This window comes from Pseudomonas sp. DG56-2 (genome assembly GCF_004803755.1).
GTDB classification, from domain to species: Bacteria; Pseudomonadota; Gammaproteobacteria; order Pseudomonadales; family Pseudomonadaceae; genus Aquipseudomonas; species Aquipseudomonas auratipiscis.
Genome location: NZ_CP032311.1, coordinates 3,348,259 through 3,363,174 on the forward strand (window position 1 = coordinate 3,348,259; position 14,916 = coordinate 3,363,174).

A 14,916-nucleotide genomic window follows, 5' to 3' on the forward strand; every position below is an offset into this window, starting at 1 on the left:
CCTGCCTGGAGCGGCGAATGCTACTTTGGTCTAGGCCTGTACGCGGTCTGCCAATGCCCGAGATAGACAGGACAAGGCTTTGCCGACGCTCGGACAAGGCGCGATAGAGGCGCTCGATAGGACCATCAACACCCTTGATTAGTCCTACATTCCATACGGGAATACACTAGCCGCCATCCGCGTAACCCGAGCCCTGCGCCAGACAGGGCCTGCATCAATCGTGACCTCATCCTCAGCCAACTGCGCTTGCGACGCCTTGTTGCCGGGCATACCTATGCCCGCTGTTTTGTGCAGCCGAAAGAATAAGGAGATAACCATGGGACTCGGCAGACGTCAGTTCTTCAAGCTCTGTACCGCTGGTGTCGCCACCGCCACGTGCGCGACCCTGGGTTTTGCCCCCGGTATGGCCCAGGCTACCCAGTCGCGCCAATACAAACTGCTGCGCGCCAAGGAAACCCGAAACAACTGCACTTATTGCTCGGTGGGTTGCGGGATTCTCATGTACAGCCTGGGGGACGGTGCAAAGAATGCCAAGGCACGCATCTTTCATATCGAAGGCGACCCGGATCACCCGGTAAGTCGCGGTTCGCTGTGCCCCAAAGGCGCGGGCCTGGTCGATTACGTGCACAGTGAACAGCGCCTGCTATTCCCTGAATACCGCGCTCCCGGGTCAGACAAATGGCAGCGCATCAGCTGGGATCACGCCATCGAGCGTATCGCCCGGCTGATGAAGGATGACCGCGACGCCAACTTCATCGAAAAGAACGCCAAGGGCATCACGGTCAACCGTTGGCTAAGTACCGGCATGCTCTGCTCCTCGGCCGCCAGCAGCGAAACCGGCTCGCTGGACCAGCGCTTCACGCGCGCCCTGGGCATTCTCGGTACCGACAGCCAGGCCCGCGTGTGTCACGCGCCCACCGTAGCGGCCCTGGCGCCGACCTTTGGGCGCGGCGCCATGACCAACAACTGGGTAGACATCAAGAATGCCAACGTGGTGTTGATCATGGGTGGCAACCCGGCCGAAGCGCACCCGGTGGGCTTCAAGTGGGTGATCGAGGCGAAGATCCGCAATGGCGCCAAGGTCATCGTTGTCGACCCGCGCTTCAACCGCAGCGCCGCGGTCGCCGATATTTACTCGCCAATCCGCGCAGGCTCCGACGTCACCTTCCTGATGGGCGTGGTCAATTACCTGATCAGTCAGGACAAGGTCCAGCACGAGTATGTGCGCCACTACACCAACGCCAGTCTTATCGTACGCGAGGACTACCACTTCGACGACGGACTGTTCAGCGGCTACGACGAAGAAAAGCGCAGCTACGACCGCAGTTCCTGGACTTACGAACTCGACGACAAGGGCTACGCCAAGCGCGACCTGACGCTAAGCCATCCGCGCTGCGTATGGAACCTGCTCAAGTCCCACGTCAGCCGCTACACCGCGGATGTAGTCAGTAATATCTGCGGTACGCCCAAGGAAGATTTCCTGCAGATCTGCGATATTCTCGCCAGTACCTGCGTACCCGACCGCACCGCGACCTTCCTCTACGCCCTGGGCTGGACCCACCACACCAACGGCGCACAGATGATTCGCGGATCGGGCATGATCCAGTTGCTGCTGGGCAACATCGGCATGGCCGGCGGTGGCGTCAACGCCCTGCGCGGGCACTCCAACATTCAGGGCTACACCGACCTCGGTCTGCTGTCGCTCCGTTTACCGGGCTACATGAACCTGCCGTCCGATCAGCAAACCAGCCTTGCCACCTACCTCAAGCAGACCACGCCGACCGCGCTGCTCGAAGATCAGGTCAACTACTACAAGCACACGCCCAAGTTCTTCATCAGCATGATGAAGAGCTTCTGGGGCGACAAGGCCACAGCCGCCAACGACTGGGGTTTCGACTGGCTGCCCAAGTGGGATGACAGCTACGACGTGCTCAACTACAGCAACCTCATGCACGAGGGCAAGGTCAACGGCTACATCGCCCAGGGTTTCAACCCGGTGGCCGCCTTCCCGGACAAGAACAAGGCCCAGGCCGCTCTGGCCAAGCTCAAGTTCCTGGTGATCATCGACCCGCTGGCTACCGAGACGTCCAGCTTCTGGCAGAACCACGGTGAGCAGCACGATGTTGACACTGCGGCGATCCAGACCGAAGTGTTCCGCCTGCCCTCTTCCTGCTTTGCCGAGGAAGACGGCTCGATCGTCAACTCCGGGCGCTGGTTGCAATGGCACTGGGCAGGTGCTGCGCCGCCCGGCGAAGCCTGGCACGACGGCAAGATCCTCGGCCATCTGTTCATGAAGATCCGTGAACTGTACGAAAAGGAAGGCGGCGCCAACCCCGCCCCGATTCTCAACATGGCCTGGGACTATGCCGACCCCTACGATCCCAAGCCCGAAGAAGTGGCCAAGGAATCCAATGGCCGTGCGCTGGCCGACCTGCACGATGAGCAAGGCAAGTTGATCCTGCGCAAGGGCCAGTTGCTCGACGACTTCTCGCAATTGCGCGATGACGGCAGCACCCAGTGTTTCAACTGGATTTTCGCCGGCTCCTGGACCGAACAAGGCAACCAGATGGCCCGTCGCGACAACGCCGACAGCGGCCTGGGCTGCACCCCGGCATGGGCCTGGGCCTGGCCGCAGAATCGCCGCATCCTCTACAACCGCGCATCGGCCGACCCGCAGGGCAACCCGTGGGACCCGAAACGCAAGCTGATCGGTTGGGATGGCGAACGCTGGAGCGGCGTCGATGTGCCTGACTTCGCCGTCACTGCCGCACCAGGCAGCAAGGCCAACCCGTTCATCATGCTGCCCGAAGGCCTGGGGCGTCTGTTCTCGGTCGGCGCCATGAATGATGGCCCGTTCCCCGAGCACTACGAACCGACCGAAAGCCCACTGGCACACAACCCACTGCACCCGAACGTCACTTACAGCCCCACAGCGCGGGTGTATGAAAGCGACCGCAAACGCATGGGCAAACGTGAAGATTTCCCCTATGTGGCAACCACCTACTCAATTACCGAGTTGTTCCGCCATTGGACCAAGCACGCCCGCCTGAACGCCATCGTCCAGCCGGAGCAGTTCATCGAGATCGGCGAAAAGCTCGCCACCGACAAAGGCATTGTCCAGGGCGACATGGTCAAGGTCAGCACCCAGCGCGGCTACATCAAGGCCAAGGCCGTGGTGACCAAGCGCATCCGTCGCTTGGCCATTGATGGTCAGGATGTCGACACCATCGGCATTCCTTGTCATTGGGGTTACGAGGGCGCGACCCGCAAGGGCTTCCTGGCCAACACCCTGACCCCAGGCATCGGCGACTCGAACACCCATACGCCCGAGTACAAGGCGTTTCTCGTGAATATTGAAAAGGTCTGAGGGCGAAACCATGTCCATGCAATCCCAAGACATTGTCCGCCGTTCAGCCACCAGCGTGTTGACCCCGGCGCCACACACCCGCGACCACCAGGCCGAAGTGGCCAAGCTCATCGACGTGAGTATCTGCATCGGCTGCAAGGCCTGCCAGGTAGCGTGCAACGAGTGGAACGACCTGCGTGACGAAGTCGGTCACAACGTGGGGGTGTACGACAACCCGGCGGACCTGTCTGCCGAAACCTGGACGCTGATGCGCTTCGATGAAGTCGAAGATGAAAGCGGTAAGCTTGAATGGCTGATCCGCAAGGACGGCTGCATGCATTGCGCCGACCCTGGCTGCCTGAAGGCTTGTCCGCAGCCCGGTGCGATCATTCAGTACGCCAACGGCATCGTCGATTTTCAGTCCGAGCATTGCATCGGCTGCGGCTACTGCATTGCCGGCTGCCCTTTCGATGTACCACGCATCAGCCAGAAGGACAACAAGGCCTACAAATGCACGCTGTGCGTGGACCGCGTATCGGTCGGCCAGGAACCGGCCTGCGTCAAAACCTGTCCTACCGGCGCGATCAACTTCGGCAGCAAGCAGGACATGCTGCACCAGGCTGGCGAGCGGGTCACCGAGCTTCAGGGACGCGGTTTTGCCGGTGCCGGAATCTATGACCCGCAAGGCGTAGGCGGCACTCACGTGGTCTACGTGCTGCAGCATGCGGACAAACCCCAGCTGTATCACAAGCTGCCAACCGACCCGCGCATCAGCACTGCGATCCAGGGTTGGAAAGGCTGGATGAAGCCGGTGGCCGCCGCGGCGTTTTTCGCCACCCTCGCCGGCACCCTGTTCCATTACATCGGCGTGGGCCCCAACGAGGTCGACGAACAGGACGAGAAGCACGAGGAGGACACCCACGCATGAACACCGACAAATTGATCCTGCGCACCCGCTTTATCGACCGCGCCTGCCACTGGTTCATGGTGATCTGCTTTTTCGCCGTGGCGTTGTCGGGCCTGTCGTGGTTCTTCCCCTCGTTCAACGGCCTCAACGCCGTGTTCGGCACCCCGCAGTTGGCACGTATTCTTCACCCCTTTTTCGGCGTGGTGGTGTTCGTTCTGCTGATGTTCCTGTTCGCGCGCTTCGTGCGCTACAACCTGCCGGAGCGCGAAGACGCGCAATGGTTCAGGAACGTCAAGCAAGTGCTGGCCGGCAAGCATGATCCGGCGTTGAACATCGGCAAATACAACGCCGGGCAGAAGGTGTTGTTCTGGGGCATCATGACCTTGATCACGGTGTTGCTGCTCAGCGGTGTGGTGATCTGGCGGCCGTATTTCGCGCCGCTGTTCTCGATCCCCAGCATTCGTATCGGCCTTCTGGTACACGCAGTAGCAGGTATTTCCTTGATTCTGCTGATCATCGGTCATGCCTACCTGGCGTTCTGGGTCAAGGGCTCGATTCGCGGCATGGTCACCGGCTACGTCAGCCGCACCTGGGCCAAGACCCACCATGACCGCTGGTACCGGCAGATCAACAAACAGAACAAAACCGGGAGCAAGCCATGAGCAGTATCCACATGACCCCGGTGCAAACACCCAGCGGCGGCATCGCCCAGATTGCGCCCGTTCTGTTGCCATCGCTCACGGACCGCTACGCCAAGCGTGCTGTCCGTCTACGTGAGCTTGCCGACACCCATGCCATGGGCGAATACCTCGGTTTTTGCGCACAACTGGTAGACGCCCAGCAGCACTTGCTTGAACGCCTGCCATTGCCACAGGCACTGGCTGAAGGCCTTGCGCACCGTTTGGGTAGCGGCCAGGCGCCATTGGCCACGGCCAACTACCCACGCGACCCGTATTGGCAGCAACTGCTGCAGGGTGTGATCGAACGGCTGTACAACGACGCCAACCCGAACGTGCGCAGTACCCTGGACAGCCTCGGCGCCCATAGCCCAGCGCAACTGGAGGAACTGGCCAGCGCCTTGCTGGCCGGCGGCTACGAGCAGGTTGGCAGCGGCCAAGCACTGTTCCTTTGGGCGGCGCTGTCGCTGTACTTCACCCAGTTGGCCAGCGCCCTGCCTGCTTCGGCCAGTGCTGTTATTGGCGAGCAACGCCAGCACTGCCCGGTATGCACAAGCGCCCCGGTCGCCAGCGTGGTGATGACCGGCAGCCAGGCCGGGCTGCGCTACCTGCAATGCAGCCTGTGCGAATGCCGCTGGCACATGGTCAGGGTAAAATGCAGCAACTGTGAAGCCACCGGCGCACTGGACTACTGGTCGCTGGAACGTCAGGATGCCGCGGTCAAAGCGGAAAGCTGCAACGATTGTCACAGCTACCTGAAAGTCTTCTACCCGGAAAAGGACCGTGACCAGGAACTGCTGGCCGATGACCTCGCCTCCCTCGCCCTCGATGCCGAGGTTGAGCGTGAGGGATTCGGCCGCAGTGGCGTCAGTCCGTTTTTGTTTCCTGGTTGAAGCAAGCATCGCGGGGCACGTCGAGTTGCCCCGCGGTAATCCACACTCAATCCCCCCGGAGACCCTCATGGCCTTGAAAAAATCTTCCGCCGAACTCAAGCGCGACCTGAAAAGCGTCGCCTCCAACCTTGAGCGCACTGCCGGCGAAATCAGCAAACTGGCCGAACGAATCGAGGGTGTCGATGTTGTTGCCGTACTGCACCTGATGAATCGCCTGTACAAGGACTCGGACAAGCTTCATGCCTACGCCGACGAGATCAAGAGCGGGCGCATCGTACGCGCCAAGGCCGAATAACCCGGCGCTGCAGGCGACGGACAAATCCCGACAGTAGACTTACACTTGGATGAGTTCCAGTTCTTCTTGAATGGAGCACATGCAATGAAGCGCTGTGAAGTACTGATCATCGGCGCCGGGCCCACCGGCCTGGTGCTGGCCTTGTGGTTGAGCAAACAAGGCGTGAGCGTGCGCATCATCGACAAGGCCAGCGGCCCCGGCACCACGTCCCGGGCATTAGCGGTGCAGGCACGAACCCTGGAGCTGTACCGCCAGCTGGATTTGACCACGACTATCGTCGAGCGCGGCCGCCAGGTGCCCGCGGCCAACCTCTGGGTCAAGGGCCATGCCGCGGCCCGCCTGCCCCTGAACAGCATCGGCGCTGGTTTCACGCCCTACCCCTTCCTGCACATTTACCCGCAGGATGAACATGAACAGCTGCTGATCGACCGCCTTCAGGGCTTCGCAGTCGACGTGGAACGCAACACCGAACTGAGCGACTTCAGCCAAGATAACCAGGGTATCAAGGCCCGCTTGCGCCATGCTGACGGCACGCAGGAGCACTGCCAGGCCAGTTATCTGGCCGGATGCGACGGCGCTGGCTCGACAGTGCGCAAGGCTCTTGGCATTGGTTTTCCCGGTGGAACCTACCAGCAAGTGTTCTATGTTGCCGACGTGCAGGCCTCGGGCCCGGCGCTGAACGGCGAGCTGCACGTCGACCTCGACGAAGCGGACTTTCTCGCGGTTTTCCCTTTGGCCGGAGATGGCCGAGCCCGGCTGATCGGTACCGTGCGCGACGCACGCGCCGAGCACCCCGAGCAATTGCGCTTCGACGATGTCAGCCATCGTGCCATCGAGCACATGAATGTCCAGGTCCAGCAGGTCAACTGGTTCTCTACCTATCGGGTACACCATCGGGTGGCGGAACACTTCAGTCAACAGCGTACGTTCCTGCTCGGCGATGCCGCCCATATACACAGCCCGGCCGGCGGCCAGGGCATGAACACCGGTATTGGCGATGCCATCAATCTTGCCTGGAAGCTGGCCAGCGTCCTGCGCGGCGAAGCCCGGCAAAGCCTGCTGGACACTTACCAGATCGAGCGCAGTGCCTTCGCCCAGCGCCTGGTGGCCACCACCGACCAGGTGTTCAACTTTGTCACCGCCGATGGTCGCCTGGCAGCCCTGTTACGCACCCGTCTGGCCCCGCGCATGCTGCCGCGGGTGTTGGCCTTCAGGTCAGCCCAGGCGTTTCTGTTCCGCACCGTCTCGCAAATCACCCTGAACTATCGCTACATGCCGTTGAGCTACGGCGATGCAGGCTCACTCCAGGGCGGCGACCGCCTGCCCTGGGTCGCCGAAGACGGGCGCGATAATTTCAGCGGCCTGAGCCGTATCTGTTGGCAAGTGCAGGTTTACGGCGCTGTCAGCGCAAGTCTGGTGCAATGGTGCAGCGGTCGCGGCATACCCGTGGATGTATTTGTCTGGAGCCCGGCCCACGAAGCTGCTGGGCTGGTACGCGACGCGGTGTACCTGATACGGCCAGACACCTACATCGCGCTTGCCTGGGGCAATGCCGACGCAGCAGTGCTGGAAACCTATTTTGCCGAGCGTGGCCTCAACCTGCCCGTCGATAACCCGAACAGGTGAGCGCAAGCGTTAGCCTGTGATCAATGCCAGTAGAACATGGCCTTGGCCAATATCACGATCAACAGCATGTGACCGAGAATACTGCAACGAATCCAACGGGCGCGAGCCTGAGTCAGGCGCTGGCGCTTGAGCAGATACGCCAGCAGCAGGTAGTGGCCAATGATGCTCAAGGCGAGGATGATCTTCAGGCTGAGCAGCGTGGCAAAGCTGCTCGCCAGCGGCTGGCTGAGAGCGCCGCGATGATGCCAGGCAAGACCGATACCGGCGCCATACAGCACCAGCACGACAGCATGCAGCACTTTACGCGAACGGCTGGAGATCGCCTGGTCAGCTGCGCCCTGAGCAGTCTCGGAAACTTGCTGACGCGCGGTATGCCAGATGAACACTTCAAAAAACAGTGTGCCGATAAAGGCGATCGCCGCCAGCAAGTGAATAACCAAAATATAGGGGTAGTACATTGTCAGCCTCCTGCTCTGGCGTCGTTATCCTGGATGACCGTCAACCCGCGCACGCATAAGCATTGGCGCGTAACGCCACGCATACAAGGCAAACGCCAGTGTCCAGCACAACCCGGCCAGCCACAGGCCCTGCAAAGGGAACCACTGCACCACGAGCACCCGGCTAAGGCCGCCAAGATTGAGCAGCGCGAATGCCAGAGTCATCCCTGCCGGTGGCTGCAGTGGCCTGCCGGTATGCCCAAGGCTGACGCGGGTAACCATTGCCAGGATCAACCCACCGATGGCGCCCACTGTCAGGCTATGCACCGCAAGGCTGGGGTTGATCGCAACGCCAAGGTGCCACAAGGCCATGCCCAGGCACGCCAGCGCCATCCAGGCATAGGCCACATGCAACGACCACAACAGCGGGACCTTCCACAGCCCGCGATCATGCCAGCGCCACAGACGCACCGCGTGGCCAAGGGTCAGTACCGCGAACAACACCCCCACCCCGACATTGGGCAGTAGCGCCGGGCCAGTGATATACAACAGTGCTATCAGCGCAGAACCTGCCAACAGCAGCCAATCCAGCCACGGCCACGGCGCCACCGCATCGACCCGTCCCAGGCCACGCTGGGTGAAGAACGGAATCACCCGCCCGCCAATCATCACCATCATCGCCGCCACCAGCCAGATACCGCCCAGCACACCCTGGCGCTGCCAGCCGTCGTTGCCTTGGACCAAGCCGTACACCGCCACCGCATCGACCACGGTGAGCAGCAGCAACAGCAGCACGATGGGGTAGTTGCGCTTCTGCCGTACCCGCCACAGCGTGACCGCCATCAGCACCGCCACTACCAGCGGGAATGCCAGCTCCAGCACCACCAGCACGGGCCAGGGCGCATTCACCAACCAGGCAACCCGTGCCCCCAGCCACAGTGCAGCCAGGGCCGCCAAAGGCTTGCCACTGATACCCGGTTGGCCGGTCCAGGTCTGCACGGCGGTGAGCAAGAAGCCAGCAATGATCGCCAGGCCAAAACCGAACAACAGTTCATGACGGTGCCAGGCCAGCCAGCCACCGGCGGGCTGCCAATCGCCCAGCGAGCCGTGCAAGGCTGCCAGCCACAGCGGAATTGCCAGCAAAGCCAAGCCACAGCCACCGAGGAAGAATGGCCGGAACGCCAGACGCAACAAGGGCACGATGGCCATTGCTTTACGGCGATCAAGTACTTGCATTGACACCACTCCTTAACCCTGTTGCCGGGGTGCCCCAGGGCGAAACCTATCCCGGCGTTATCGTCTACGATTTAGTGAGCCTAGCCCTTGTCGCACGTCAACGCGTGCTGGCTACAACTGCGTAAGCTGCCCATCGCTGCTTCATGCTCGATTGTGCAAGAGCCGTGCCCCTGCGCATTTGCTGGCTCGATCTCGCGATGCAGCCAACAAACCGGGTATAAATTACCCTTAGATGGTTGTTTTAACCCTTCATAACAGGGTTATTTTTACCCTACAGTTCGGCAAAAGCTGACAGTCTGCGGGCTTGAGCCTGGTCCGACTCTTGCTGATAAGCCCCATCAGTCATTCGTTTGGAGTTCACATGAGAAACATCATCCAGCCATTGGCATGGTTCGCCGCCCTGGGATCGTTCATCGCGATCGCCAGCAACGTTGCCCTCGGTCTTATCTGAGTCCTCTTTTAACTCGCCTCAGGATGAACGCTCATGGTCCTTCACCGTGTCCATCACCAGATTCTGCGCAGTCACCACTTGTTCGAGCCGCTCAATGACGAGCAACTCGACGAGCTGATGGCTTCCAGCCAATTACTCAGCGTCGACAAGGGGGAACCGCTGTTTCGGCAAGGCGAGCCGGCTGAAGGGTTTTATTTTGTGATTGCCGGCGCGGTAAAAATCTACCGCCTGACGCCGGACGGCCAGGAGAAAGTGTTCGAGGTCATCGGTCCTCGGCAGACCTTTGCCGAAGCCATGATGTTGATGGACACACCCAACTATGTGGCCTCGGCCGAAGCCATCGCGCCGTCGCAATTGTATCGGTTGTCCAACAGCACCTACCTGCGCCTGCTGCAGAGCAACAGCCGGCTGACCTTCGCGCTGCTGGGCAAGCTGTGCGTGCGCTTGCACCAACGGGTCAATGAAATAGAAACCTTGTCACTCAAGAACGCGACCCACCGCGTAGTGCGTTATCTGCTCACGCAAATGATGCAGGTTCAACCGGTCGAAACGCAGTTCGAACTGCCAATGGCCAAGCAACTGATCGCAGGCCATCTGTCGATTCAGCCGGAAACGTTCTCGCGCATTATCCGTCGTTTGATCGATGAAAAGGTCATCACCCAGGAAGGCCGGCATATCGTCATTCTCGATCGTTCACGGCTGGAGCAGTTCGAATGAAGGCTCTGCCCGTCTGCCTGTATTGCCAACACAGCAACCCCATCCATGGCGTTGAATGTGAACAATGCGGCATGCCGCTGCCAACCTCCCCGGCCCATGCAGCGGCAAAACAGCAGTTGCGCTTTTTGTGGTTCTGCATCGGCCTGACCCTGTTCTGCGTGGCAATGGTGTTGTGGTTGCCACGCTAGATACTGCTCAAGGCTGGGTTAACTGCCGATACAGTTGCGGCAATCGCAGCGGCAACTGTTCAGGCTGACGAATCAGGCTATAGCCATTGCTGCCGAACATGTACGGCAGATACTCCTGCGCTTTTCGGTCGATGGTGATGCAGAACGGGATCAGGCCCTGACGCCGCGCCTCGCGTACTGCCTCGCGGGTGTCCTCGACACCATAGCGCCCCTCGTACAAATCCAGATCATTGGGCTTGCCATCGGTGACCAGCAGTAGCAGTTTGCGTCTGCGCTTGCTAGCGCCAAGCAGGCGGGTCGCCTGGCGAATAGCAGCACCCATGCGCGTGTAGTAGCCTGGCGTTAGCCCTTGGATTTTCCCGCGTGTACTGTCGTCATAGCGCTGTTCGAACGTCTTGAGCGCCTGCAGGCGAACCTGTTGGCGACGTAGCGAGGAAAACCCGTACAAGGCAAAGTCATCGCCCAGCGTCGAGAGGGTTTCGCCGAACAACAACAAGCTGTCGCGAATAACTTCGATTACTCGGCTTTCATCGTTGATGTGCGCGTCGGTGGACATCGACACGTCCGCCAATAGCAGACAGGCCAGATCGCGGCGCGTCTGCCGTTGCGCCAGGAACAAGCCGCGCTCGGCACATTGACCGTGACTGCGCTCGACGTAGAAGTCCATCCAGGCCTGCAGATCCAACTCAGAGCCCTGCGGCTGCTGGCGCAACCATTGACGGTCGTTGCGCAACAGCTCGAATTGACGTTGCAGACGCCGTGCTGCGGGCTGTAACCGGGGCGGCAAGGGTTGCGCCTGGGAATCCCTGGGTTCGAACATCTGCAGATTGACGAAATTCGGTTGCAGTCGCCCCGTGCGATAGTCCCATTCCGGCAGCTTTATGCCCTCGCCCAGCGGAATATCGTCGACATCGGCAGGCGGCAAATCCAGGTGCAACTTGAGGCCCCCGCCCTTGCGCAAGCGGGTGCGAGAAAGGGTCAGTTGGTCAAGGTCGTCGGCAACCCGGGCGGCATCAGGGTCTTCGCTGTCGTCCGACCAGCGATCGAGGTCGACGTGCTCGGTCCAACTGAACAGGTTCTCCAGACGCACGATCAACAGCCCGCCCTCGCGCCGGGTTTCATCGATTCGCGTAGCGCGCTTGCGCCCGCTACGCTGCTCACCCGGTGGAGTCGCCAGATGTTCGTCGGTGTCTTCCAGCTCCCCGGCCTGGGCGCCGGGCATGTGCAGCGGCGGGTACAACCACAGCGGCACCGGCCACGCTGCGCGCTCGCTGCGCGGAAACTCACTGACGCTGCCCGGCTCGCGCAGGGCCTGGCACAGGACACGCTCCAGGGCCGCTTCAGCCGGACTCAGGGAGTCAGGGTCCGGGCGTAACTGCAGGTGAGCCTCGACCAGACGCTGATAACGCGGCAGCAGCGCCGGGTAGCGCTGCAGCAGGGTTTGGGTCCAGCGCTGGTTGTCACGCCCCCAGTGCCGCATCGGTTCCGAGTGCGCCGCCAGCAGCGCCAGCCAGCGATAAAGCGCCTCGTTCAAGCTGGCCTCGGGGAACACCGCCAGGTGGCCGGGCAGGCATAGGTTTTGGCCATCACACCAGGCCAGCGGTACCTGTTTGCAGGTGCCAGCGATCTGTTGCAACAGTGTGCGGCGTAGCAGCAGGTCACGCTCACTGGCTGCTTCCACACCTTGGTTCGCGGGCCCGCCCATGGCGCGAAACAACAGGGTCAAGGCGCGCTGTCGAGAGGCCAGATCGACACTCGCTTCAGGGAAGTCCGGGTTGGCGCGGCGGGTGATGAAGCGATGCCAGACACTGCCGACCCACTCCTCCAGCTCAAGGGTGAACGCCATGTTGCCTCCTGTGTTTTCAACGCAGAAAACGGCCCGCTGCAGTAGCCGGGCCGTTGCTTGTTACTTGCAGCTACCGATCATGACGGCACCACCCGTGCCGGTGCGCGCAATGCCGCCCGCCCACGCTGGCGGAAACTCAGCAGGTAGCACAACAGCCCGGCCATAAAGCCCACGCCACTGACCAGGCGTGCCCAGAACAGCCCGCGCAGGTGTTCGGTGGTGGACATGAATGGCATGGCGCTGCCGTCCTCGGCCCAGCGTTGCAACATCACCTGCACCACGCCGGCAGCGGTGAGCAACAGAGTGATCATTACCATCGACAAGGTCATCAGCCAGAAACCCCACACCTCCAGGGTCTGCGAACGCTCATCGGCGGCCTCACCCAAGCCACGCAGGCGCGGCATGGCGTAGCTGATGAGGGTCATGACGATCATTGCGTAAGCACCGTAGAACGCCAGGTGACCGTGAGCTGCGGTCAGCTGCGTGCCGTGGGTATAGAAGTTCACTGGCGCCAGGGTATGCAGAAAACCCCAGACACCCGCGCCAAAGAACGCTGTTACCGTCGTGCCCTTGGCCCACAGCGTGGCGGCACGATTAGGGTGTTGCCGACGGCGGTTACGAACCATGGTGAAGGCAAACAGCACCATCGCCAGGAACGGCAGCGGCTCCATTGCCGAGAAGATCGAGCCAACCCACAACCAGACTTCAGGCGCACCGATCCAGAAGAAGTGGTGGCCGGTACCGATGATGCCGGTGATCAGGGCCATGGCGATGATCACGTACAGCCACTTCTCCACGACCTCGCGATCGACACCGGTGATCTTGATCAGCACGAACGCCAGCATCGAGCCCATGATCAGTTCCCACACCCCTTCCACCCACAGGTGCACAACCCACCACCAGTAGAACTTGTCACGCGCCAGGTTACCGGGGTTGTAAAAGGAGAACAGGAAGAACACCGCCAAACCGATCAACCCGGTCATCATGACCATGCTGACGGTGGTCTTGCGGCCTTTGAGCAAGGTCATGCCGATGTTGTAGAGAAAACCCAGGCACACCACCACGATACCCATTTTGGTGATGGTTGGTTGCTCGAGGAACTCGCGCCCCATGGTCGGCAGCAATTCGTTGTGGGTCAGTCTGGCAAGGCCGGCGTAGGGTACCAGCAGGTAGCCGAGGATCGTCAGCACACCTGCGGCGGCGAACACCCAGAACAATACGATTGCCAGTTTCGGGCTATGCAGCTCGCGATCGGCCTCTTCCGGAATCAGGTAATAGGCCGCGCCCATGAAACCGAACAGCAACCAGACAATCAGCAGGTTGGTGTGCACCATGCGCGCCACGTTGAAGGGAATGGCCGGGAACAGGAAGTCACCGATCACGTATTGCAGGCCCATGATCAAACCGAACAGCACCTGACCGAGAAACAGGATCAGGGCAAATACAAAGTAAGGCTTGGCGACGGCCTGCGAAGCGAATTTAAGATGGGGATTGGCAGTACTCATCACTCAGCCCTCCTTGTTTGGCGGCCAGCCATTGGTATTTATTTTCGACGTCCATTTGAGGAATTCGGCGATGTCGTCGACCTCCTGGTCGCTCAAGTTGAACTGCGGCATGGCTCGACGGCCCGGGACGTTCAACGGCTGCATCTTCATCCACGCATGCAGAAAAGGCTTGAAGCCGTCATCGCCACCACGGCGCTGGACAACGTTGCCCAACTCAGGCGCGAAATACGCACCCTCGCCCAGCAGGGTGTGGCAGCCAATACAGTTGTTTTGCTCCCAGACTGTCTTGCCGCGAATCACGGCGTCGGTTAGTTGCGCGGCATTGCTCCGTTCGGGAAAGGTTTGCTCGGTGTGGTAGGTCAAGGCCAGGAATATCAGGAAGAAAAAAATGCTTCCCCCAAAATAGATGTTCCTGGCCATGCCCTTGGTGAAGGTCTCTGACATGGTCGCTTCCTCATTGCTTGGCCTGGCCATGATAGAAAGCGAGGGCTGAAAACCTGCTTGATGGCGATCAAGAAACGCCGATGGTTTTAGTCGGGTATTAGCTGCGAAGGCTCAAGCTCACGCCCACCAGCAATGCCAGCAGCAGCGCCCAGGCCAACATCAAGGCGCGCCAGCGCCATGGTCCGTGGCGCAGTTCCATGAAGCCGTCCGTGATCAACCAGGCTTTGAGCACCGCCAGCAGCAGGACCAGCCAGACGCTTGCCCTGCCCTGCGCCAGTGCCACGGTGACCAGGCTCAGGCATGCCAGGGCCAGCCAGCAGCGCAGCAAAAACTTCGATGCGAGCATGC

Annotated in this window: 14 protein-coding genes; 8 read left to right on the plus strand and 6 right to left on the minus strand. The window is 60.8% G+C overall.

Annotated features, from left to right (window positions below; translation table 11 throughout):
* Window positions 1-316: 316 nt before the first annotated feature.
* From fdnG to D3Z90_RS15010, 6 genes are all read left to right on the plus strand, one after another.
* Window positions 317-3,367, plus strand: coding sequence for a formate dehydrogenase-N subunit alpha (gene fdnG, locus D3Z90_RS14985; protein ID WP_136476806.1), 3,051 nt, complete (start codon window positions 317-319; stop codon window positions 3,365-3,367).
* A gap of 10 nt (window positions 3,368-3,377) precedes the next feature.
* Window positions 3,378-4,274, plus strand: coding sequence for a formate dehydrogenase subunit beta (gene fdxH / locus D3Z90_RS14990; RefSeq protein WP_136476807.1), 897 nt, complete (start codon window positions 3,378-3,380; stop codon window positions 4,272-4,274).
* The gene (locus tag D3Z90_RS14995) at window positions 4,271-4,915 is read left to right on the plus strand and encodes a formate dehydrogenase subunit gamma (protein WP_136476808.1); all 645 of its coding nucleotides are present in this window, start codon (window positions 4,271-4,273) and stop codon (window positions 4,913-4,915) included. Before fdxH ends, D3Z90_RS14995 begins: the two co-directional genes overlap by 4 nt.
* Window positions 4,912-5,823: a formate dehydrogenase accessory protein FdhE gene (fdhE, locus tag D3Z90_RS15000; protein WP_136476809.1), complete on the plus strand. Its 912-nt coding sequence runs from the start codon at window positions 4,912-4,914 to the stop codon at window positions 5,821-5,823. The genes D3Z90_RS14995 and fdhE overlap by 4 nt, the downstream gene beginning before the upstream one ends.
* A gap of 67 nt (window positions 5,824-5,890) precedes the next feature.
* Window positions 5,891-6,118 carry a hypothetical protein gene (locus D3Z90_RS15005; protein ID WP_136476810.1) on the plus strand — a complete coding sequence of 76 codons (228 nt, stop codon included), beginning with the start codon at window positions 5,891-5,893 and terminating at the stop codon, window positions 6,116-6,118.
* Window positions 6,119-6,202: 84 nt separating this feature from the next.
* Entirely contained in the window at window positions 6,203-7,744 is a 1,542-nt protein-coding gene (locus D3Z90_RS15010; RefSeq protein ID WP_136476811.1) for an FAD-dependent oxidoreductase, read from the plus strand.
* A 20-nt stretch (window positions 7,745-7,764) separates the two neighbouring features.
* Here D3Z90_RS15010 and D3Z90_RS15015 read toward each other — a convergent pair whose 3' ends face one another.
* Together D3Z90_RS15015 and D3Z90_RS15020 are read right to left on the minus strand one after the other, a co-directional pair.
* Window positions 7,765-8,202: a CopD family copper resistance protein gene (locus D3Z90_RS15015; RefSeq protein WP_136476812.1), complete on the minus strand. Its 438-nt coding sequence runs from the start codon at window positions 8,200-8,202 to the stop codon at window positions 7,765-7,767.
* 24 nt (window positions 8,203-8,226) lie between these two features.
* Entirely contained in the window at window positions 8,227-9,417 is a 1,191-nt protein-coding gene (locus D3Z90_RS15020) for an NnrS family protein (protein WP_136476813.1), read from the minus strand.
* Between the two features lie 484 nt (window positions 9,418-9,901).
* On the opposite strand from D3Z90_RS15020, the gene D3Z90_RS15025 reads away from it, so the two are divergent.
* Entirely contained in the window at window positions 9,902-10,585 is a 684-nt protein-coding gene (locus D3Z90_RS15025) for a Crp/Fnr family transcriptional regulator (RefSeq protein WP_136476814.1), read from the plus strand.
* Entirely contained in the window at window positions 10,582-10,773 is a 192-nt protein-coding gene (locus D3Z90_RS15030) for a protein DnrP (protein WP_136476815.1), read from the plus strand. Before D3Z90_RS15025 ends, D3Z90_RS15030 begins: the two co-directional genes overlap by 4 nt.
* A 7-nt stretch (window positions 10,774-10,780) precedes the next feature.
* On the opposite strand, the gene D3Z90_RS15035 is transcribed toward D3Z90_RS15030, so the two are convergent.
* The 4 genes from D3Z90_RS15035 to D3Z90_RS15050 form a co-directional block, all read right to left on the minus strand.
* A complete protein-coding gene (locus D3Z90_RS15035; protein WP_136476816.1) occupies window positions 10,781-12,619 on the minus strand; it encodes a nitric oxide reductase activation protein NorD in 1,839 nt (612 codons plus the stop codon).
* 77 nt (window positions 12,620-12,696) lie between these two features.
* Complete coding sequence (locus tag D3Z90_RS15040; RefSeq protein WP_136476817.1) at window positions 12,697-14,124, minus strand: cbb3-type cytochrome c oxidase subunit I; 1,428 nt, start codon at window positions 14,122-14,124, stop codon at window positions 12,697-12,699.
* Between the two features lie 3 nt (window positions 14,125-14,127).
* A complete protein-coding gene (locus tag D3Z90_RS15045) occupies window positions 14,128-14,568 on the minus strand; it encodes a cytochrome c (RefSeq protein ID WP_136476818.1) in 441 nt (146 codons plus the stop codon).
* A 97-nt stretch (window positions 14,569-14,665) separates the two neighbouring features.
* Entirely contained in the window at window positions 14,666-14,914 is a 249-nt protein-coding gene (locus tag D3Z90_RS15050) for a cytochrome C oxidase subunit IV family protein (RefSeq protein WP_136476819.1), read from the minus strand.
* Between the last annotated feature and the right edge of the window lie 2 nt (window positions 14,915-14,916).

Excerpts from the sequence above, each read along its gene's own strand:
- D3Z90_RS15050 (WP_136476819.1), bottom strand. The coding sequence starts at position 14,914 with ATGCTCGCATCGAAGTTTTTGCTGCGCTGCTGGCTGGCCCTGGCATGC.
- fdhE (WP_136476809.1), top strand. The coding sequence starts at position 4,912 with ATGAGCAGTATCCACATGACCCCGGTGCAAACACCCAGCGGCGGCATC.
- fdnG (WP_136476806.1), top strand. The coding sequence starts at position 317 with ATGGGACTCGGCAGACGTCAGTTCTTCAAGCTCTGTACCGCTGGTGTC.
- fdxH (WP_136476807.1), top strand. The coding sequence starts at position 3,378 with ATGTCCATGCAATCCCAAGACATTGTCCGCCGTTCAGCCACCAGCGTG.
- D3Z90_RS14995 (WP_136476808.1), top strand. The coding sequence starts at position 4,271 with ATGAACACCGACAAATTGATCCTGCGCACCCGCTTTATCGACCGCGCC.
- D3Z90_RS15015 (WP_136476812.1), bottom strand. The coding sequence starts at position 8,202 with ATGTACTACCCCTATATTTTGGTTATTCACTTGCTGGCGGCGATCGCC.
- D3Z90_RS15020 (WP_136476813.1), bottom strand. The coding sequence starts at position 9,417 with ATGCAAGTACTTGATCGCCGTAAAGCAATGGCCATCGTGCCCTTGTTG.
- D3Z90_RS15035 (WP_136476816.1), bottom strand. The coding sequence starts at position 12,619 with ATGGCGTTCACCCTTGAGCTGGAGGAGTGGGTCGGCAGTGTCTGGCAT.
- D3Z90_RS15025 (WP_136476814.1), top strand. The coding sequence starts at position 9,902 with ATGGTCCTTCACCGTGTCCATCACCAGATTCTGCGCAGTCACCACTTG.
- D3Z90_RS15005 (WP_136476810.1), top strand. The coding sequence starts at position 5,891 with ATGGCCTTGAAAAAATCTTCCGCCGAACTCAAGCGCGACCTGAAAAGC.
- D3Z90_RS15040 (WP_136476817.1), bottom strand. The coding sequence starts at position 14,124 with ATGAGTACTGCCAATCCCCATCTTAAATTCGCTTCGCAGGCCGTCGCC.
- D3Z90_RS15030 (WP_136476815.1), top strand. The coding sequence starts at position 10,582 with ATGAAGGCTCTGCCCGTCTGCCTGTATTGCCAACACAGCAACCCCATC.
- D3Z90_RS15045 (WP_136476818.1), bottom strand. The coding sequence starts at position 14,568 with ATGTCAGAGACCTTCACCAAGGGCATGGCCAGGAACATCTATTTTGGG.
- D3Z90_RS15010 (WP_136476811.1), top strand. The coding sequence starts at position 6,203 with ATGAAGCGCTGTGAAGTACTGATCATCGGCGCCGGGCCCACCGGCCTG.